Annotated in this window: 19 protein-coding genes, 5 pseudogenes and 2 other annotated features; of the genes and pseudogenes, 16 read left to right on the forward strand and 8 right to left on the reverse strand. The window is 48.0% G+C overall.

All coding sequences use genetic code 11. The annotated features are described in order from the left end of the window. Positions 1–272: 272 nt before the first annotated feature. A complete protein-coding gene (locus H2P46_RS13535; protein ID WP_193405536.1) occupies positions 273–629 on the reverse strand; it encodes a helix-turn-helix domain-containing transcriptional regulator in 357 nt (118 codons plus the stop codon). Further along, positions 626–961 carry a type II toxin-antitoxin system RelE/ParE family toxin gene (locus tag H2P46_RS13540; RefSeq protein WP_193405554.1) on the reverse strand — a complete coding sequence of 112 codons (336 nt, stop codon included), beginning with the start codon at positions 959–961 and terminating at the stop codon, positions 626–628. The genes H2P46_RS13535 and H2P46_RS13540 overlap by 4 nt, the downstream gene beginning before the upstream one ends. A gap of 392 nt (positions 962–1353) precedes the next feature. Here H2P46_RS13540 and H2P46_RS13545 point away from each other — a divergent pair, with 392 nt between their 5' ends. Both H2P46_RS13545 and H2P46_RS23005 read left to right on the forward strand, forming a co-directional pair. Next, the gene (locus tag H2P46_RS13545; protein ID WP_193405556.1) at positions 1354–1596 is read left to right on the forward strand and encodes a type II toxin-antitoxin system RelE/ParE family toxin; all 243 of its coding nucleotides are present in this window, start codon (positions 1354–1356) and stop codon (positions 1594–1596) included. Between the two features lie 74 nt (positions 1597–1670). Then, a pseudogene (locus H2P46_RS23005) lies at positions 1671–1799 on the forward strand (ISAs1 family transposase); the annotation flags it as partial. Positions 1800–1819: 20 nt separating this feature from the next. On the opposite strand, the pseudogene H2P46_RS13555 reads toward H2P46_RS23005, so the two are convergent. After that, a pseudogene (locus H2P46_RS13555) lies at positions 1820–1999 on the reverse strand (IS91 family transposase); the annotation flags it as partial. A 75-nt stretch (positions 2000–2074) separates the two neighbouring features. Further along, complete coding sequence (locus H2P46_RS13560; protein WP_193405558.1) at positions 2075–2887, reverse strand: hypothetical protein; 813 nt, start codon at positions 2885–2887, stop codon at positions 2075–2077. A 171-nt stretch (positions 2888–3058) separates the two neighbouring features. On the opposite strand from H2P46_RS13560, the pseudogene H2P46_RS23425 reads away from it, so the two are divergent. Continuing rightward, positions 3059–3191, forward strand: a pseudogene (locus H2P46_RS23425) (IS5/IS1182 family transposase); the annotation flags it as partial. A gap of 93 nt (positions 3192–3284) precedes the next feature. Here the strand turns inward: H2P46_RS23425 and H2P46_RS13565 are convergent. The 3 genes and pseudogenes from H2P46_RS13565 to H2P46_RS13575 all read right to left on the reverse strand — a co-directional run. After that, positions 3285–3476 carry a recombinase family protein gene (locus H2P46_RS13565; protein ID WP_193405559.1) on the reverse strand — a complete coding sequence of 64 codons (192 nt, stop codon included), beginning with the start codon at positions 3474–3476 and terminating at the stop codon, positions 3285–3287. A gap of 71 nt (positions 3477–3547) precedes the next feature. After that, positions 3548–4761, reverse strand: a protein-coding gene (locus H2P46_RS13570) for an IS3 family transposase (RefSeq protein WP_193405560.1) whose coding sequence is annotated in 2 segments (ribosomal slippage) — positions 3548–4482 and positions 4482–4761 — 1215 coding nt in all. Because the reading frame shifts where the segments join, the coding sequence is not laid out codon by codon here. Continuing rightward, positions 4364–4480 (reverse strand) — a sequence feature (AL1L pseudoknot). Its footprint overlaps the gene before it by 117 nt. Before the next feature lie 52 nt (positions 4762–4813). Further along, positions 4814–5047: pseudogene (locus tag H2P46_RS13575) on the reverse strand (hypothetical protein); the annotation flags it as partial. 49 nt (positions 5048–5096) lie between these two features. On the opposite strand from H2P46_RS13575, the pseudogene istA reads away from it, so the two are divergent. Then, positions 5097–6125, forward strand: a pseudogene (gene istA, locus H2P46_RS13580) (IS21 family transposase). Continuing rightward, positions 6122–6910 (forward strand): IS21-like element helper ATPase IstB, encoded by a 789-nt coding sequence (gene istB / locus H2P46_RS13585; RefSeq protein WP_193403211.1) that lies wholly within the window; start codon positions 6122–6124, stop codon positions 6908–6910. The pseudogene istA and the gene istB overlap by 4 nt, the downstream one beginning before the upstream one ends. A 907-nt stretch (positions 6911–7817) precedes the next feature. Here istB and H2P46_RS13590 read toward each other — a convergent pair. Further along, a complete protein-coding gene (locus H2P46_RS13590; protein ID WP_193405561.1) occupies positions 7818–8396 on the reverse strand; it encodes a recombinase family protein in 579 nt (192 codons plus the stop codon). Positions 8397–8567: 171 nt separating this feature from the next. Here H2P46_RS13590 and H2P46_RS13595 point away from each other — a divergent pair, with 171 nt between their 5' ends. From H2P46_RS13595 to H2P46_RS13645, 11 genes are all read left to right on the forward strand, one after another. Next, a complete protein-coding gene (locus tag H2P46_RS13595; protein ID WP_193405562.1) occupies positions 8568–11543 on the forward strand; it encodes a Tn3 family transposase in 2976 nt (991 codons plus the stop codon). Positions 11544–11598: 55 nt separating this feature from the next. Further along, entirely contained in the window at positions 11599–12999 is a 1401-nt protein-coding gene (locus tag H2P46_RS13600) for a DUF6880 family protein (protein ID WP_193405563.1), read from the forward strand. Continuing rightward, positions 12996–13430 carry a regulatory protein RecX gene (locus tag H2P46_RS13605; RefSeq protein WP_193405564.1) on the forward strand — a complete coding sequence of 145 codons (435 nt, stop codon included), beginning with the start codon at positions 12996–12998 and terminating at the stop codon, positions 13428–13430. Before H2P46_RS13600 ends, H2P46_RS13605 begins: the two co-directional genes overlap by 4 nt. Positions 13431–13720: 290 nt before the next feature. Next, positions 13721–14041 (forward strand): type II toxin-antitoxin system RelE/ParE family toxin, encoded by a 321-nt coding sequence (locus tag H2P46_RS13610; protein WP_044243522.1) that lies wholly within the window; start codon positions 13721–13723, stop codon positions 14039–14041. Beyond that, on the forward strand, positions 14031–14315 hold the full coding sequence (locus H2P46_RS13615) for a helix-turn-helix domain-containing protein (protein WP_006122340.1): 285 nt from the start codon (positions 14031–14033) through the stop codon (positions 14313–14315). The genes H2P46_RS13610 and H2P46_RS13615 overlap by 11 nt, the downstream gene beginning before the upstream one ends. A 426-nt stretch (positions 14316–14741) precedes the next feature. Continuing rightward, the gene (locus H2P46_RS13620) at positions 14742–15257 is read left to right on the forward strand and encodes a DnaJ domain-containing protein (protein ID WP_193405565.1); all 516 of its coding nucleotides are present in this window, start codon (positions 14742–14744) and stop codon (positions 15255–15257) included. Positions 15258–15349: 92 nt separating this feature from the next. Then, positions 15350–16563, forward strand: a protein-coding gene (locus tag H2P46_RS13625) for an IS3 family transposase (RefSeq protein WP_420846544.1) whose coding sequence is annotated in 2 segments (ribosomal slippage) — positions 15350–15638 and positions 15638–16563 — 1215 coding nt in all. Because the reading frame shifts where the segments join, the coding sequence is not laid out codon by codon here. Further along, positions 15631–15747: a sequence feature (AL1L pseudoknot), on the forward strand. (Overlaps the previous gene by 117 nt.) A gap of 50 nt (positions 16564–16613) precedes the next feature. Then, positions 16614–17156 (forward strand): hypothetical protein, encoded by a 543-nt coding sequence (locus tag H2P46_RS13630; protein WP_193405567.1) that lies wholly within the window; start codon positions 16614–16616, stop codon positions 17154–17156. A 9-nt stretch (positions 17157–17165) separates the two neighbouring features. Continuing rightward, positions 17166–17435: a hypothetical protein gene (locus tag H2P46_RS13635; RefSeq protein WP_202987460.1), complete on the forward strand. Its 270-nt coding sequence runs from the start codon at positions 17166–17168 to the stop codon at positions 17433–17435. Next, complete coding sequence (locus H2P46_RS13640) at positions 17425–17643, forward strand: hypothetical protein (protein WP_193405568.1); 219 nt, start codon at positions 17425–17427, stop codon at positions 17641–17643. The genes H2P46_RS13635 and H2P46_RS13640 overlap by 11 nt, the downstream gene beginning before the upstream one ends. Before the next feature lie 254 nt (positions 17644–17897). Then, entirely contained in the window at positions 17898–18593 is a 696-nt protein-coding gene (locus tag H2P46_RS13645; protein WP_193405569.1) for an IS6 family transposase, read from the forward strand. The last annotated feature ends 43 nt before the right edge of the window (positions 18594–18636 follow it).

Genomic DNA, 18636 nt, shown 5'->3' on the forward strand with positions numbered 1-18636 from the left:
CGGGGACGTTCGCCAGTTATGGCGAACTAACCAGGCAGATTTAAGCACTCCCCCTTCCCCGCCCTGCAAAGCCCATTACAGCACTTACAACGCACAATTAGCCTTTCGCAGTTAGCGCGTGAGCTTGCGAACGGTACGCCGTGACGGTGCGTAGCATCGGCGCGGGGCGCTGTATCTGCGCGTTTGAGCGGCTTCAGCCGCGAATTACGGGGCGGGTAACTGAAACGGTCAGTGACAAAAATTCCCCCCGCTTATGGGGGGTACTTGAGAAATTAGTGGCTGGATTTGCTGAGAGTGAACTGTAACCCGGCCACTGCTGCAAGTTGTGCCAGTGTTGTGATGGTCGGGTTCCCGTTCGGGGATAATGCACGGTAGATACTCTGACGGGCAAGGCCAGATTTTTTAGCGGCTTCGGAAATCCCCCCTCGCGCCTCTATTACCTGACGTAACGCAACAAGAAAACCGCCTAAGCCACCAGACTCATTAATTTCTTCCAGGGCATTAGCAAGATAAGCGTTTGCATAATCAGGATCAGCGCGTAGTTCTTTAATCATGGCGGCGTTGTGATCAACTGCTGCCGGATAATCATTTTTGCTAATCAGCGACTTCACATTTTTGGTGGCTGTCATTTTTTTGACCTCTTTTTAAAATCTTGCAGATAACTAACGGCTTTATCTAAATCGGCTGTTTGCGTTTTTTTGTTCCCGCCCATTAGCAGGAGAATTATTTCACCATCTTCGATTGAGTAATACACCCTGTAGGCGGGACCATAATCAACTCGTAATTCCCAGACACCATCCCTTTCGAATTTATGATCTCCAAAATTACCGCCCATAGCGCGGGCAATTCTGGAATCCACTTTTAACGCAGCGGTCTGATCTTTACGTCTTAATTTTTTCATCCAGTCGGTGTATGGAACCTCACCGTTCTCTGTCTGATATCGTTTCGCCGTGTAAGGCATCTTGCCGCCCTCGCTCCCTTAACCTGTCCACATTGTCTCCTATAAGTGACAGGCAGTCAATATAAACCGTCTCTTATAAGTGACGATTTATTTTGTGGCTGTGTGCCTTCCCCGAACCATCGGAAACAAGTACTGTATAAGTATACTTATGTCGAACCAATATCTTTCCAGAAATCCGTGCCACCGCTGAAATATTTTGGGCACAAATTCAACTACCATCGGGAAATAGTGATGAAAATACCCCAAAAGCCATACATAACCCTTGAGTTATTTTATGTTTTGGCCACACTTCTCATGTGGCTTCGGTATCAAGGAGACAATGTAATGAACTATATGGCTATAGAAAATTGTTAGCCTGCTGAGCTAAACCATAAAAGGAAAGGGGCTGTTTTGTGTTTGAACTAATTTTTCATCCTGAAGCAGAGCAGGAATTACTTGAGCTTGATAGTGCTATGCAGGGTAAGGCATTTGCGGCGCTTGATAAGCTTGAGACTCAAGGTAATCAATTACGCTTCCCGCATACCGATATTATACAGGATGGCCTTTTTGAATTAAGGGCGGGCAAAAAAGACATTACCCGTACCTTTTTTGCTGTCACTAACGGCGCGTGTCAAGGTAGTTGTCGCCTCAGTTGATTCATGCGGCCAGCGTTTCCCGTTCAGGATTTAGCCAGACTTCATCCTGCCAACTCCAGTTGCGTGTTGCTACGGCACTGAATATGCTCAGGGCAGAGCCGACAAGGCTAAGTATCGCTGGTAAGCAAAAGCGTTGCTGGATAAAAACAGGGAATCTCGAAGAGGTACTGGCAGCCGGATTATCAGAGGTGATTAAAAATTAATCACTTATGCGGTCGTCTTGGGTGCAACCGGGTGACGAACAGCAAAAGCGACGAATGCCCATCTCAGTGGTCCCGCAGGCGAGCATGCGCTCAACCCAGAGGCGGGTCCAGGGAGTGACGCTGTCGCCGAATTTTTCGAGAAACTTATTCCAGCCGTCATCGACGGTAAACAGCAATTTTGCGGGACGCGGGATATACATCCGGGGTATTACCTGACCTTTTAGCGGCACTGTTGCAAATTTTATGAGCGTTGCAACAGTGCCTTCACGTTTCCGTCACCTGCGGCGTCGTTGATCAAGCTTTTTAAGGTCATTACTTATCTGTGTAGCAGCATCTTCTATCTGCTTATTTATAGTATAAACTTTATTCAATAAATCAAAAGAAGGCTTTTTCGAATACATATTATTCCCCTCCCTAATAATTACTTCTTTTAAGTTGATAAGTTGATCATGAGTATCAGCAATTCGGTCTAATATAACTTTTTTTTCCCAGTATTTTTTTATATTGCCATGACTTTTTTTGGCCCAGGCTCCGAGTACTTTTGATTCCAACACCCTTACGTTGAAATTAGTTGAATGATTTATTTTATCAATTAAAAAATTTGGAAGCCCTCTGGGGCCGGCCTCGCCCAACAGTTTAAAATATTTCCTTTTATAAACTGCATGCGAATATTTTTCACCTTGCCAATAAAGTATATTTGGTTGCCATAGGCTCAATGGTGCTGGGGGATCTCTGGAGATTATTATTTCTTGGGCGTGATTCGTTTCCGCTGTTTCATTCTTCAAACCATCATCATTTAAATTTTTAAAATGGTAATTTCCTGTAGTATTAGGACCTGTTAAGGGGTTATATTCAGAAGTAATTGATTCTGTCTGTATCGAAGTTAACGCACTTTTAAAAAAAATAACTGATGCTATTGAAGCGAGAAAGCCTGCCGTAATTGCCAAAACTTTATATACCCGAGGTTTAATTGATGACAAAGTTTCGGGAGTGTTTCTGACGTTTAATATATTATTAGGCAGCCCCACTAAGGCCACCCCGTCAGAATGAAGTAGTGGTTGTATTGCACCCTGATTATTAACTATCATAACGGCTCCTTTATAAAATAAAGCAAAACACATCATAAATATTGTCTCGCTTAAATTTATTTTAAAGGTAATCTATTTATTTTTTTTGATCTTTAACAAAAAAACACTTTTGCCTGTGAATTAGAGTTAACTTTCGGTGGGCTTTGTTGAATAAATCGAACTTTTGCTGAATTGACGGATCAGATCACACACTCCCTCTGACAACCTAGGTCGTTCCGTGGCAAAGCAGAAGTTCAAAATCAACAACTGGCGTACTTACAACAAAGCACTTATCAATCGCGGCTCACTCACTTTCTGGCTGGATCCCCCCATGTCAGGGTAGTTGTCGCCTCTGAGTGAAAAAATCCAGGGGGCTGGAGAGACGACAATGAACATCTATTCACCTTGTAGTGGTCAACTAATACTGGCCACCATATAATTTGTCGATAAGCGAGGTTGTCCGGCAGGAAGGTATTCCAGCCGGTTCTGTTTTTGCCCCGGATGATTTGTCTACAAAAATGGCGGCGGTGTCACAGCCAGCCTGTTGCAGGGCATCCAGCTGCAGGCTGAGATCCTGCTCTCCCGTACTGACCCGTGCATAGCGAGCCACAGTTCAATATGTCGTGGAAACAGTCAGTTTGAACCGCCCCGGTTTTCCGGGAGAGTATTTTAGTTGGGAACTCAGGCTGCCAGATCCTTATTCCCGATGGAAGCATAATATGCCCGTTCGGCTTCTGCCGGTGGGATATGCCCCAGCCTTTCCAGCAGCCGGCGATTGTTGTACCAGTCCACCCACGCCAGCGTCGCCAGCTCCACTTCGCCGCGGTTTTTCCAGCTTTGCCTGTGTATCACCTCCGCTTTGTACAGGCCGTTGATGCTTTCGGCCATCGCGTTATCATAAGAGTCACCCGTGCTTCCCGTTGAAGCCAGAAGCTCCGCCTCCTGCAACCGCTGTGTGTAGGCCAGCGACACGTACTGTGAACCTTTGTCGCTGTGATGGATGGTTCCTGATGGCCGACGGGCCCACAGCGCCTGCTCCAGCGCATCCAGCACGAACGTCGTCTCCATCGACGATGACACCCGCCAGCCCACGATGCGACCGGCGAACACGTCGATAATGAACGCTACGTATGCGAAGCCCTGCCAGGTGCTGGCGTACGTGAAGTCTGCCACCCACAGCTGGTCAGGGCGTTCAGCCACGAACTGACGGTTCACCCGGTCATGCGCGGCAGGGGTCTTACGGCTGACGGTGGTTCGCACCTTTTTACCTCGCAGTACGCCGGTTAGGCCCATGGACTTCATCAGCCTCGCGATGGTGCATCGGGCCACGCTGAAGCCCTCCCGTAGCAGCTGGCGCCAGACCTTGCGAACACCATAGACGCCGTAGTTTTCGTCGTACACGCGCTGTATCTCCTGCTTCAGTTTCTCATCACGCTGGTCGCGATGGCTACGTCTGTCAGGATGCAGCTGATATTCACGGTAGCGGTAGTATGACGACGGGGCGATATCCAGCTCATGGCATACCGGTCCGACCCCGTATTCATCGCTCAGGGTATCCACCAGGAGGGCTATTTTTTCCAGAGGCGGTCGCACTCCCCCCTCGCCAAATAAGCTTAGGCCCGCCGCAGGATATCCATTCTGCGCCGCAGCCCGCGGGTTTCACGCTCCAGCTCTTTCAGGCGCTGGCGCTCAGTGGTGGAGAGACCACCATCACCGCCACCGGCATCACGTTCATACTGACGCAGCCAGATACGCAGGGTCTCCGGCGTGCAGCCGATTTTAGGGGCGATGGAACTCAGGGCTGCCCACTGTGAGTCATATCCGTCCTGGCATTCCAGAACCATGCGGACGGCGCGCTGCCGTATCTCGGGGGAAAAACGTGTATTTTTAGTCATCCTGTTTACCTCTCTCTCAGGGAGTTTAGTCTCCAGGATTCCCGGGGCGGTTCACTTTAAAAGTGCTCATCATTGGAAAACGTTCTTCGGGGCGAAAACTCTCAAGGATCTTACCGCTGTTGAGATCCAGTTCGATGTAACCCACTCGTGCACCCAGCTGATCTTCAGCATCTTTTACTTTCACCAGCGTTTCTGGGTGAGCAAAAACAGGAAGGCAAAATGCCGCAAAAAAGGGAATAAGGGCGACACGTGTCGCTACCGATGTAAAACTGGCCCACCTGCCGATGTAAATCTGACCCACCTAGGGTAAAAATGGCAGTTTTAAGGCACTGCCAATGATGACATTGGAGACCAGAGTGGAGATTAGTGTTTTACACCGTCAGGGCATGTCGATACGCGCCATCGCGCGCCAGCTTTCATGCTCTCGTGAGACCGTTCGCAGATATATTCGTAGCCCGCTGCCCGTAGCGGATATGCGCTACAAGCCTCGCGCACCCAGATCCTGCAAGCTTGACCCGTTCAAGACCTATATCCTTGAGCGCGTGGCCGCTGCCAGGCCCCTCTGGATACCCGCCAGTGTGCTGCTGCGCGAGATCCGTCAGCGTGGTTACGAGGGTGGTTACAGCATGCTGACCGCTTTCCTGCACCCCATTAAGCAGCCCGTCACTGAAGAGGTAACACGCTTCGAGACCGAGCCTGGCTTTCAGATGCAAGTTGATTTCACCATCATCAGACTCGGTCATAACCCATTGCTGGCCTTTGTCGCCACGCTGGGCTGGAGCCGCGCGACTTTCGTCAATGTTTACAGCTACTAGGTCTCCGCTGCCTGGCGTGATGGCATTGAGTCGGCTCGCAGGCACTGCGGCGTGACGCTGAATCACCTGCTGTTCGCCAACGGGAAGGCCAGCAACAATGAGCGCTATGTCTACGGTCACGGTTAGCCTCGCTGTAACCCGCAGTGGATGCACGTTGCGGAGAAGTATGACGTTCCTCCCAAGCTATACCGACCCTATCACGCCAAGACCAAGGGTAAGGTTGAGCGGTTTAACCATTACCTCAAGAACAGCTTTATCGTGCCTCTTACCGCGACCTTCCGGCAGGCCGGGCTGGTACTGGATGTACCTGCTGCCAACACACGCATCGGCGAGTGGCTGGTCACCGTCGCGAACACACGAGTGCATGGCACCACAGGCGTACCGCCTGAGCAGCGCATGCCGCGCGAGCGTGCTGCGCTATTGCCGTTACCGAAGGTCACGTTGGCATTGCCTGCACCTGTCCCAGCGCTCAGCCAGCGTCCGGTGCCGACCGAGAGCCTGCAACATCCTCTGGCAACGTACCAGGCCTTGCTCGAGGTGCCAGCATGAACCTTCAACATGATCGTATTGCCGCGCTCTGCGAGCAACTCAAGCTCGACCGCCTGCCGGCAGAGTGGCCGGGTGTGGCACAGGCGACCATCGACAACAGCGGCACGCATGCCGACTTCCTGGAAGCCGTTTTGCAGCTCCAGCATGATGGCCAGAACGAACGGCGTCGCCAGACCATTTTGCGGTTATCAGGCCTGCCGGTGATAAAAACACTGGAGCAGTTCGATTACGCCTATGCCAGTGGCGTTCCACGAAGTCAGATCCAGGAGTTGGCGGGTCTGACATTTATCGAACGTCAGGAGAACGTTGTCCTGCTCGGGCCTTCTGGCGTCGGCAAAACGCACCTGGCGACCGCCATTGGCTATAAGGCCGCGATGGCGGGTTTAAGCATTCGGTTCATTACCGCCGCCGACATGATGCTGCAACTGATGGCGTCACATCGTCAGGGTGACCTGAAGGGCTACCTGAACCGCGTCGTAGGTAAACCTAAGCTGTTGATCATCGACGAAGTGGGATATCTGCCGTTCGGTAAAATGGAGGCGAACCTGTTCTTCCAGGTAGTCGCTAAACGGTATGAGTCAGGCAGCGTGATCCTGACCAGCAACCTGCCGTTTACGCAGTGGTCCGGAACGTTTGGTGATGACGAGACACTGACGGCAGCGATGCTGGATCGGCTGCTTCACCATGCGCATATCGCCCAAATCAGCGGCCAAAGCTATCGACTGAAAGATAAGCTGAAAAGCGGTCAACTCCAGAAGAAAACGAAAGCAACAACGCTCGAATGATTCAAAGGGGGTGGGTCAGTTTTACTTTGGCAGGGTGGGTCAGAATTCGATCGGTATTGACAGACACGGAAATGTTGAATACTCATACTCTTCCTTTTTCAATATTATTGAAGCATTTATCAGGGTTATTGTCTCATGAGCGGATACATATTTGAATGTATTTAGAAAAATAAACAAATAGGGGTTCCGCGCACATTTCCCCGAAAAGTGCCACCTGACGTCTAAGAAACCATTATTATGGACCGGGCAGAACGCTGAGGAAACTTATTTGGGTAATGCCCGTCGTTGTCGGTGCAAATAACAATGAAGAGCCTGAAGCGGGTCATATATACCGGGTGAATCCAGATGGTCGTTAACGCATTTACAGTCCGCAGCTCCGTGAAACAGCAGCCCCGGTGCTGGATTTTCTGGCTGCCTGTGCGGGGCATGTCTCGGTTGAGCAACTGGCCACAGTAGTGGCATGGGGAGATAACATCCTGACGGAAAAACCAGTCCACGATATTGAGTGAATATCAGTGCAATCGGAGTTATCCACTGAATAGAACAATAATAAAGTTCAATTCAGGATCATTAACAGATTAAATAAGAATAAGGATCTTCTCAGCCCTTTAATCACGGTGCTTTCTGGGATAACGGATACACTGTACCGGATGGATGGCAAAACCAGGCTATACCTGAAGTCACTCCAGAAGCTGTCACGCAAAGAGTCAGCCCAGGCACTGTATCTCTACCTGGCTGAGCTCCCCAGTACATTTTACAGAATAGGCTTTGACCGGCTGCGTGAGCGCCTCCAGTTGACCTCTCATCTTGGCAACCAGAACGCCACGGTAAAAAAGGGTGACCGCAAGGATTCGTTAATTTTTGGCAATAAGCCTAAAAGTTATATGCATTCTACTTTATATAACCACTAGGCCGCGTCCTTTGATAAGGATACGTACCTGAAAAATGTTGCCCGAGAAATTTTTAGAGTTTCACAAATATCATTGATACTCAAAGATTTATCCTGATACATACGCCAGGCCATCATCACTTTCGGTGCGCTTTTGCTGACAGCCCTGCGTCCTCCTTTTCGTCCCCGGGCGCGTGCAGCCGCGAGGCCTGCCCGGGTTCGCTCCTGGAGGAGACGTCTCTCAAACTGGGCAAGGGACGAAAAAATGTTAAGCACCAGTTCTCCCGATGCCGTGGTGGTGTCAATCGCGCCATCGCACAGTGAACGAAACCCTACCCCTTTGCTACGCAAGTCCTCTACCATCGTCACCAGGTGAGTCATTGACCTCCCCAACCGATCCAGGCGCCATACCAGCAAGGTATCTCCTGGTTGCAACGCTTTCAGACAGGCGTCCAGGCCCGGGCGTTCTGTTTTTGCCCCGGATGATTTGTCCACAAAAATAGCGGCGGTGTCACAACCAGCCTGTTGCAGGGCATCCAGCTGCAGGCTGAGATCCTGCTCTCCCGTACTGACTCGTGCATACCCGATTAATTTCATAGACCCTCTCTTGTCTCATGGAGTAGTATTCTATATGAGTTTATGATTCTTTGAATTAAGAGATGGATATTTGCGACATTTCGCGGGCCTTATCGCTGCGTTTCTTCGGTCTGGGTAGCATAGCGGTATCGCCTCTCATCAAACGAACGTTTTTTGCGACGGTAATGACTCATGGACGCCTGCGATACCGCGTACCCGCGCCTGAAGAGCAGTATCACCACATACCAGCTTGAACGCTGGTATACGCCGACAACTGAAGAACAGGATTTCTGTTCTAAGTCCCTGCGCGATGGGCAATATAAACTTGGTTTTTTCCTGCTGTTGAAAACTTTTCAGCGCCTTGGATACTTCGTTACCACAGATCAAATTCCCGGTTCGATAGTCAACCATATTGTTGGCATTGAAGGCCTGAAGGCCGAACAGCAACAACTGTCCACTTACGATTCGTCACGTACGCGACGACATCATATTAGTTTGATTCGTACGTTTCTTAACGTCACGGCCTTTGCTGCAAAAGGTAAAGTGGTAATGGTCCAGGCGATGGCAGCCTGTGCCCCAACAAAGAATGAACTGTCTGACATCATTAATGTTTCAATCGAAAGTCTGATTAAGCATCGCTTTGAATTACCTTTATTTAATGTGTTATTGCGAGAAGCAAAATCGCAGCGAGCCGCTGCCAATCAATCCCTGTTTAACGCGATCAACAACAAATTAAGTGAAACGGAGCGCACTGATATCGATGCGCTCTTTTTGGTTGAGAAAGGGCTGCGTACCAGCCCATGGAACGAACTAAAGGCGGATGCCCCGAAAGCGACGATAGAAGGACTTCGGGAGTTATTATTGCGCTATGACCAGCTTTCCAGGCTGGCCAGCAATATCTGTGCTCTGGAAGGCATCCCCGAGATCAAGCGCAAACAATTAGCGTTGGAAGGAATGAGCCTGGATGCGGCCAGCATGGTGAATATGGAGGCGAAAAAGCGTTATGCTGTAACTCTATCCTTGATCCAGCGTCAACTGGCCAGAATCACTGATGACCTGTGTAATGTATTTTGCAAACAAATGATTAAAGTGCAGCATCGTGCTGAAGAAGAACTCGATGGGTACCTTTCCGCTAATCAGGATAAAACTGACGAAATTATTCGCCGATTTGCTCAGCTTGATACCGTACTGAAATCAGACCAGACGATTGAAGAACAAATCGCCAACATTAGTCAGTTGGTATCAGCTCGCCAGGACTTATGCGAATTCTCCCGGGTACATGCAGAACACGGGGGTAAAAACGAAAGCCGGTTCATGTGGCGTCATTTCAAAGCTCGCCGTATCCAAATTTTTCGTATTCTGAGCAAGCTGACATTTGTAGCAACCAGTCAGGATCAAAATTTTGTTCAGGCCCTTGCATTCGTTCTGGCCAACAAACACCGGCACATTGACTGGCTGCGCCTCGATGGAAAAGGAAACGCCATACTAACCGCACAGGATCTTGACTGGCTCCCGGACAAATGGTGGGGACTGGTTACCGGGGAAACGAAGCGCAATTGCATCCCACACAGGGTGAATCGACGCGCTTTTGAAGTCTGTGTTTGTCGGCAACTGGTTCAGGAGCTGAAATCTGCAGATATTTGCGTACCCGGAGGAGATACTTATTCCGATGCTCGCGATCAGCTTTTGCCTATGAAGGAATGCATGGAGACACTGGCAGAGTATGGCGAACTGGTCAGCCTGCCTGTGGAGGGTAAAGCCTTCGTCGAGCATTTGCAGGGTCGGCTGAAGGAGGTTGCTGACAGTGTTGACCGTGGTTATATGACCAATCCTTATTTCACCATAACCAACGGTCGACCTGTTCTGGCAAAGCTGGTCAAAAAGCCATTACCCGCAGGATTTGATGCGGTTAATAAAGCCCTGACTACCAAATTACAGGCGCTTAACTTATCGGTACTTGATGCGCTCGGCGACACGATGCGCTGGCTGAAATGGGGAAAACACTTTGGTCCACTCAGTGGTCATGAAAGTAAACTTGAAGATGAAGAGTATCGCCAAATTCTGACGACCTTTGCCTATGGTACGGGGCTGGGTACAGCACAGCTGGCGAAAAGCATTACAGGCATTGGTGATCGCAAGATTGCCTTTCTGAATCAACGCCATATTACAGAAGAGAAGTTGGATGCGGCGATCCGTTATACGGTCAACGGATACAATAGATTCTGGCTCCCCAGTCTCTGGGGAGATCCCAGACGAGCAGCTGCCGATGGAACAAAATGGGATATTTATGAAAATAATATATTATCAGAATATCACATCCGTTACGGTGGCTGGGGCGGTGTTGCGTATTATCACGTCAGTAATACCTACATTGCTCTTTTTTCGCATTTTATTCCCTGTGGCGTATGGGAAGCCATCTATATCCTCGATGGCCTGATCAAAAACAAATCCGATATCCAGCCAGATACGGTGCACGGTGATACTCAGGCGCAAAACGCGGTGGTGTTTGGGCTGGCGTATCTGCTGGGCATCAGGCTCATGCCCCGAATTCGTAACTGGAAGGATCTAAAATGCTATAAATCGTCACCTGAACAGACTTACCTGTATATTCAGACGTTATTCAGTAAGGATAATATCGACTGGGCGCTGATAGAGCGACATTTACCCGACATGTTGCAGGTGGTGCTGTCTATCAAAGCAGGCCGTATTACCCCATCGACGATATTGCGTAAGCTTGGAACCGCCAGTCGAAAAAACAAATTGTATTTTGCCTTTCGGGAACTTGGGCGTGTGGTCCGAACGCAGTTTCTTCTGGAGTACGTCAGCAGTGAAGAGTTGCGCCGAATGATACAGGGAGCGACAAATAAATGTGAAAGCTTTAACAAGTTTGTGCAGTGGGTTTATTTTGCGGCCAACTCTCTCGAAGAGAATGTACGGGATGAGCAGTTAAAAATCATTAAATACAATCACCTCATTGCCAATCTGCTTATTTTTCACAACTGTCATTCAATGACTCAGGTATTGAAAGAATTACAAAGTGAAGGCATGACAATAACTCCCGAAATTTTGCGGGTACTGAGTCCATTTCGGCAACATCTCAACCGATTTGGTGTTTTTGAATTGCGAAAGCGTGAAGTCGGTCCCATTGATTACGGGGTCCGATTGTAGTTATTTCAAATAACGTATTTTCGCTTTAATCAGGATAAATGATTATGGAGGTAACATGGCAACCGGACTGAATAAAAAACAGAGTGAATTATTAAGCAGCATGAATCATGAAACTTTGGTTAATATTATCCACGACCTGATACAGGATAATAAGCAGGCCAAATCAACACTGGTGAACGGATATCTGTTATCGGCCCCTGACATACTTAAAGCTATCGAGAAGGAGTACAACCGGCGGGCCAAAAGTAAGCGTTTTTATGATTACTACGAAGCGGATGCGTTTTATGATGATTTGACACGCAGTATCGCGCAGCCACTGGAGAAAATAGCAGGTACACTCCCGGAGCAAGTGGAACGTCTGAGTGTAAAAATCATGCTTGAATTTGAGAGATTCAGTGAGAACTCGGACACCTCCAGTGGAAGCTGGATGGACTACTACTCCGTTGTGCTGGATGCATGGATGAAATCACTGGCCGCACAAAAAAACAGTGACCCCGTATTCATTGCAAAAAAGATATTTGATTTTGTTGCCAACGAAATTTATTTTGGATCTGGAATTTTCAGAACGTATCGCGCTTTACTTGGTTCGGATGTATTACGCGCAGTCCGGGATATGTATTATCAAAAAAAACGCCACCGGGAAGCATTAGATATCAGCATACTAATAAGGGATATCGATTCCTTGTCAGAATCCTTAAAAAAAGGAGAGTTCTGTCGACCTGAGCATTATTTTGATTATGCAAGGCTGCTCATGGATGAAATTCGTCCCGGAGAAGCCATTGAGCTGTTATTATATATGGATAAGCAAGGTGATAAAAAATACTCAGACAAGACCACATGGGATGAGTTATTTATTACTGCTCTTATTGAAGACGGAAAAAGTGATGAGGCAATGGAGAAATCTATGGCAGCCTTTTCTTTTCGATGTGATACCCGTTTCTATCGGTTGTATACAAAAGCCTGTGGGAAAGGAAACGATAACGTTCAGTCATTCCTGAACATTGCAAAAGAAAAAGGGTTAGACCCCTATATATGTTTCGCCTCAGATATAGCACGATTTGATTTAATCGACAATTGTATTACAGCCACTCCTAAAGAAGAACTCATCAGTTCTCTTGCCTATCTGACAAACTCATTTATCCGAACATTATCCAGCACATTGTATAAACACGGCTATGCCATTACAGCCACGCGGTTACGTCGTATTCTGGTGGAAGATGCGATTCACCAGGCAAAAAGCAAATATTACAGCTATGCCGCATCAGACATGAAAAAAGCCATCGATTACAGCGAAGATCTGGAAGAGAGTCCGCAGCTCCCGGGAACAGAAACTTACTTCAGAACCCTTTACGAAAAACACAAGCGTAAAACCGCACTCTGGTCGGTGATGGCAGAGAAAATTCAGGGATTATCCGTGGGAAAAGACGGGATCCGCTACGAAAGGAGTCAGGCATGACTGAACAGGAATTGTATGATTATGCGATATCTATGTTGGCAAAAAAGAATTATTCATCTGGTGATATGCACCGGCAGTTGGCCAGAGTCACAGAAAAAATGGATGATGTAGAGCACGTTTTACGTCGTCTGATAGAGAACCATTACCTCAATGATATCCAGTCAATTAACTATCTTATTGATAAACAGATCAAAAAATTTCACGGTCCCACACGAATAAAACAAGAGCTCCGGCAAAAAGGGTTTCCGCCTGCGCTGATAGAACAGGAAATAGAGCAGAGCGACGTTGACTGGTATGAGCTGGCAAAAGAAGCCCGGGTCAGAAAGTTTGGTGACGCTTTACCTACCGAACCGAAGGAAAAAAATAAACAAATCAGGCATCTTCAGTACAAGGGATATACGATGGATACGATATTTGAAGCATTGAGTTAATCATTTTTGCCCTCGCTCTACGGGCGGAGCAAACGGAATGGTCATTAAAGCGTTATAACCACTATTTTTAATATAACCTTTAGGCTTATTGCCAAAAATTAACGAATCCTTGCGGTCACCCAAGTAGCGACTAAAATAACTCAAAGGTTATACATAACCCTTGAGTTATTTCATTCTTTGGTTATACTCCTTATGTGGCTTCGGTATCAGGGAGGCAATGTCATGAACTATATGGCTATAGAAAATTGTTAGCCTGCGGAGCTAAACCATAAAAGGAAAGGGGTTGTTTTGTGTTTGAGCTAATTTTTCATCCTGAAGCAGAGCAGGAATTACTTGAGCTTGATAGTGCTATGCAGGGTAAGGCATTTGCGGCGCTTGATAAACTGGAGACTCAAGGTAATCAATTACGCTTCCCGCATACTGATATTATACAGGATGGCCTTTTTGAATTAAGGGCGGGCAAAAAAGACATTACCCGTACTTTTTTTGCTTTCGCTAAAGGCAAAAGAATATTCATTCTCCGTACATTCGTAAAGAAAAGCCCAAAGACACCACCTTCAGAAATTAAATTAGCACTTAGCAGACTTGAGGAAATGACAAATGAAAGTTAAAGGCATTCCTTACTCAGAAGTAAAAGCAAAAGCCTTACAGAACCCAGATGTGATGGCTGCTTATCTTGCTGAAAAAAAAGAAGAAGAGCTTCAGGCGCTTTTGTTCGATCTTCGTCGCAATGCTGGCATCAACAGTACACAGGTTGCGGAGCGCATGGGTATTACTCAGCCAGCAGTAAGTAAGTTAGAGAGAAACGCCAGTAAAGCCAGCGTATCAACACTGGAGCGATATGCGGCTGCGTGCGGAGCATCCATCAAAATTGTCATGGGATAATCCTGTTTTTAGACAGAATTGACTATAAAGGAAGCCACGCTCAGCGTGGCTTTTTAATGAGTGAAGGCTTTAACCTGAGAGCGTCCAGTGCACAATTTAACATCAGTTCACTTCCGCTTCCTCGCTCACTAACTCGCTACGCTCGGTCGTTCGGCTGCGGCGAGCGGTGTATGCTCTATCGGAATGAGCATCCTATATACCCCCCATGTAATTATAATGCAGCCTGGCAGAGCGTTAAGAAAAAAATTTAAAGCGACCTTGCCAGTAACGATCACACTGTATTTTCATACTGTAGTCACCAGGTATTAACGATGAATACGGGAATAATTAGTAGTTGATATACCATCATTTGATGGTATAATGAATTTGTTGGTTGGGAATGGTTCCCTGCCAGATTCCAGAAGCCCACACGGGCGGGAGCTAAAAATGAATATTCAGGAAGCATTAAACGTTTTTGGTTTGTCAGGTGAATTAACGGAGAAGGATATCAAAGCTGCATATAAAAAAGCGGCTTTGAAATATCATCCAGATCGTAATCCATTAGGTGCTGAACTGATGAAGGCTGTAAATGCAGCTTTTGATTTTCTGATGGCAAATATTGATAAAATCAACTCGTTTCAAAGTACTGACGAAAACGCACACTATAACTACGGTGAAGACATGGAAAACGTGTTAAACGCACTCACCGGACTAGATGGGTTAGTTTATGAAGTAATAGGCAACTGGATCTGGATTAGTGGAAATACTCGTGAACATAAAGAAACGTTAAAAGAGATCGGTTGCAAATGGGCCGCGAAGAAAAAACAGTGGTTTTACCGTCCTGAAGAACATAAAAGCCGTTGGAACCGTAAAGAGCACAGTCTTGATGAAATCCGCGAGATGTATGGCACAGCCGGAAAGCGTAAAGCGTCTGGCAGACAAAGGGTAGAAAACAGAGCATAGTTGAAGCGGGGGCGAAAGCCCCCATTATTTTAATGGTGTGAACCGCCCCGGGAATCCTGGAGACTAAACTCCCTGAGAGAGAGGTAAACAGGATGACTAAAAATACACGTTTTTCCCCCGAGATACGGCAGCGCGCCGTCCGCATGGTTCTGGAATGCCAGGACGGATATGACTCACAGTGGGCAGCCCTGAGTTCCATCGCCCCTAAAATCGGCTGCACGCCGGAGACCCTGCGTATCTGGCTGCGTCAGTATGAACGTGATGCCGGTGGCGGTGATGGTGGTCTCTCCACCACTGAGCGCCAGCGCCTGAAAGAGCTGGAGCGTGAGAACCGCGAGCTGCGGCGCAGCAATGATATCCTGCGGCAGGCCTCAGCTTATTTTGCGAAGGCGGAGTTCGACCGCCTCTGGAAAAAATAGCCCTCCTGGTGGATACCCTGAGCGATGAATACGGGGTCGGACCGGTATGCCATGAGCTGGATATCGCCCCGTCGTCATACTACCGCTACCGTGAATATCAGCTGCATCCTGACAGACGTAGCCATCGCGACCAGCGTGATGAGAAACTGAAGCAGGAGATACAGCGCGTGTACGACGAAAACTACGGCGTCTATGGTGTTCGCAAGGTCTGGCGCCAGCTGCTACGGGAGGGCTTCAGCGTGGCCCGATGCACCATCGCGAGGCTGATGAAGTCCATGGGCCTAACCGGCGTACTGCGAGGTAAAAAGGTGCGAACCACCGTCAGCCGTAAGACCCCTGCCGCGCATGACCGGGTGAACCGTCAGTTCGTGGCTGAACGCCCTGACCAGCTGTGGGTGGCAGACTTCACGTACGCCAGCACCTGGCAGGGCTTCGCATACGTAGCGTTCATTATCGACGTGTTCGCCGGTCGCATCGTGGGCTGGCGGGTGTCATCGTCGATGGAGACGACGTTCGTGCTGGATGCGCTGGAGCAGGCGCTGTGGGCCCGTCGGCCATCAGGAACCATCCATCACAGCGACAAAGGTTCACAGTACGTGTCGCTGGCCTACACACAGCGGTTGCAGGAGGCGGAGCTTCTGGCTTCAACGGGAAGCACGGGTGACTCTTATGATAACGCGATGGCCGAAAGCATCAACGGCCTGTACAAAGCGGAGGTGATACACAGGCAAAGCTGGAAAAACCGCGGCGAAGTGGAGCTGGCGACGCTGGCGTGGGTGGACTGGTACAACAATCGCCGGCTGCTGGAAAGGCTGGGGCATATCCCACCGGCAGAAGCCGAACGGGCATATTATGCTTCCATCGGGAATAAGGATCTGGCAGCCTGAGTTCCCAACTAAAATACTCTCCCGGAAAACCGGGGCGGTTCAGTGAGTATATGAAATCATTTTTTGTTCGCTACCAGCCTATTTTTGAAATCGTTTGTCGAATCCTTGGGAACGGCTGGCGTGTAAATCTGCTCGATGATTGCCAGTACAGGATAAAGCTAACCTCGCCTCAGTATAAAAATTTCTCTATACATATTCGAATGGAGAAAGGAAGGTTAGTTATCATCGGAAGCGTAGATAGTCGAAGCTGGCGAGGCCCTTACCATACTTGCACTGTATCGCCAGAACGTAACCCTGTAGAAATCGCCGTCGATATTGAAAAGAAAATCCTGACGGATGCTTTAGAAAATGTAGATATTGCGCGTGAATATGAACAACAGTTACAGCGAAAACGCGATCAAATTCAGATCCTGAAAGGGATGCTATCTCGTTTAATGCATCTTGATAGCTGGCATGGGACATTGACCGGTTTTAAAGTTGAGAATGGGTTGGATGGTAACGTATCAGAACGGGGCGACGGATATGAAATGATAATTCGTGGCCTGAGTGTGGATCAGCTCATAAAGGTAGCGGGGTTTATTAAACAGTTATGAGGCAAAAAAATGAATAAAATCCTGAGCGAGAGAAAAAACAAAGGTAATGTAACATACAGGATTGTTGTGTCTGAAGATGCAACACGGTTGTTTATTGAACTTGAAAAGCTGATGAAGGTACGCTCAAAAGAAGCCGATAAAAAAACAACGAAAAAGGTTGTTTTTAAGAAATATTTTTATCATGAAGAATTCAGTAACGTTAAAGATGAAATTGAAGACCCAATTTTATTGGAATTCTATACAGATACTATTTTGAAGGTACAAAATCATGATTTTTAAGCCTACACCTGAAGAGGTGAAACAAGCTCGTATCAAGGCTGGCTTTACGCAACAGGAGGCCGCAAAACGGTTTGGTTTTACGTTATCAGCCTGGCAAGCTAAAGAAACATCTGGGAAAACGTCTAGAGGTTTGGCTGCTGGGACTTACGAATTGTTATTGTTGCTTGCTGATGAACATCCTGATTATAAATTAATTAAGCGGGGGTAAATTATATTGCCATACCATCATTTGATGGTATAATGAATCTGTTGGTCGGGAATGGTTCCCTGTCTTATCCAGTAGCCCAAACGGGCGGGAGATTTAAATGAATGTATTAGTTTTTAAAAATGGCAATGTTTCAATTGGCGATGTATTTGCATCATCATGGGGTTATGAGCAAACTAACGTTAACTTCTATGGTTCTGTCGCATTAAGGCGGCGTCGGGTAACATGCTGTTTTTTTTTAATGATGTTGCCTGCTCATGCCTCTGATACGAAAAGCCTTCAAACGCCTGCACTATCCCCTCGATGTTATTGCTCAATGCGTTCGCTGGTATCTGGCTTATGCCCTTAGCCTGCGCAATCTCGAAGAAATGATGGTCGAGCGCGGCATTATTGTTGACCATTCGACGCTTCACCGCTGGGTTATCCGTCTGGTGCCGTTGCTGGATAAGGCGTTTCGTCGGCATAAGCGCACCGTGGGTCGGCGGTGGCGCATGGACGAAACCTACATCAAAATCAAAGGCCAGTGGAAATATCTGTACCGCGCGGTAGATACTGCAGGTCAAACCGTCGACTTCCTGCTGACCGCCAGACGCGACGCTGCCGCTGCGTTGCGTTTCTTTCGCAAGGCCATTCGTCATCATGGCGAACCCGAGGTAGTGACTATCGATAAAAGTGGCGCCAACACGGCCGCCCTGACCACACTTAACGCCAACAAACCAGAAGAAGAAAGGATGACCATCAGGCAGAGCAAGTACCTGAACAACCTGGTTGAGCAGGATCACCGGAATATCAAACGACGAATACGGCCGATGCTGGGATTCAAGTCGTTCCGCCGGGCGCAGACGTTGTTAGCAGGCATCGAGTTGTTACAGATGATACGCAAAGGACAACTTCAGCATCCCGCCGGCGACAGATTGTCACCAGCGGAACAATTTTATTTGTTGGCTGCCTAAAATATCGGCAGCACAACGTTTGCTGACTCTGCTCTGTTAATGC

The sequence above is a fragment of the Mixta mediterraneensis genome, assembly GCF_014946725.1.
GTDB lineage: Bacteria > Pseudomonadota > Gammaproteobacteria > Enterobacterales > Enterobacteriaceae > Pantoea > Pantoea mediterraneensis.

What these genes read in the sequence shown, in the direction of transcription:
- H2P46_RS13535 (WP_193405536.1), bottom strand. Translation starts at nt 629, where the DNA reads ATGACAGCCACCAAAAATGTGAAGTCGCTGATTAGCAAAAATGATTAT.
- H2P46_RS13540 (WP_193405554.1), bottom strand. Translation starts at nt 961, where the DNA reads ATGCCTTACACGGCGAAACGATATCAGACAGAGAACGGTGAGGTTCCA.
- H2P46_RS13560 (WP_193405558.1), bottom strand. Translation starts at nt 2,887, where the DNA reads ATGATAGTTAATAATCAGGGTGCAATACAACCACTACTTCATTCTGAC.
- istB (WP_193403211.1), top strand. Translation starts at nt 6,122, where the DNA reads ATGAACCTTCAACATGATCGTATTGCCGCGCTCTGCGAGCAACTCAAG.
- H2P46_RS13590 (WP_193405561.1), bottom strand. Translation starts at nt 8,396, where the DNA reads ATGAAATTAATCGGGTATGCACGAGTCAGTACGGGAGAGCAGGATCTC.
- H2P46_RS13595 (WP_193405562.1), top strand. Translation starts at nt 8,568, where the DNA reads ATGGACGCCTGCGATACCGCGTACCCGCGCCTGAAGAGCAGTATCACC.
- H2P46_RS13600 (WP_193405563.1), top strand. Translation starts at nt 11,599, where the DNA reads ATGGCAACCGGACTGAATAAAAAACAGAGTGAATTATTAAGCAGCATG.
- H2P46_RS13605 (WP_193405564.1), top strand. Translation starts at nt 12,996, where the DNA reads ATGACTGAACAGGAATTGTATGATTATGCGATATCTATGTTGGCAAAA.
- H2P46_RS13615 (WP_006122340.1), top strand. Translation starts at nt 14,031, where the DNA reads ATGAAAGTTAAAGGCATTCCTTACTCAGAAGTAAAAGCAAAAGCCTTA.
- H2P46_RS13620 (WP_193405565.1), top strand. Translation starts at nt 14,742, where the DNA reads ATGAATATTCAGGAAGCATTAAACGTTTTTGGTTTGTCAGGTGAATTA.
- H2P46_RS13630 (WP_193405567.1), top strand. Translation starts at nt 16,614, where the DNA reads ATGAAATCATTTTTTGTTCGCTACCAGCCTATTTTTGAAATCGTTTGT.
- H2P46_RS13635 (WP_202987460.1), top strand. Translation starts at nt 17,166, where the DNA reads ATGAATAAAATCCTGAGCGAGAGAAAAAACAAAGGTAATGTAACATAC.
- H2P46_RS13640 (WP_193405568.1), top strand. Translation starts at nt 17,425, where the DNA reads ATGATTTTTAAGCCTACACCTGAAGAGGTGAAACAAGCTCGTATCAAG.
- H2P46_RS13645 (WP_193405569.1), top strand. Translation starts at nt 17,898, where the DNA reads ATGCCTCTGATACGAAAAGCCTTCAAACGCCTGCACTATCCCCTCGAT.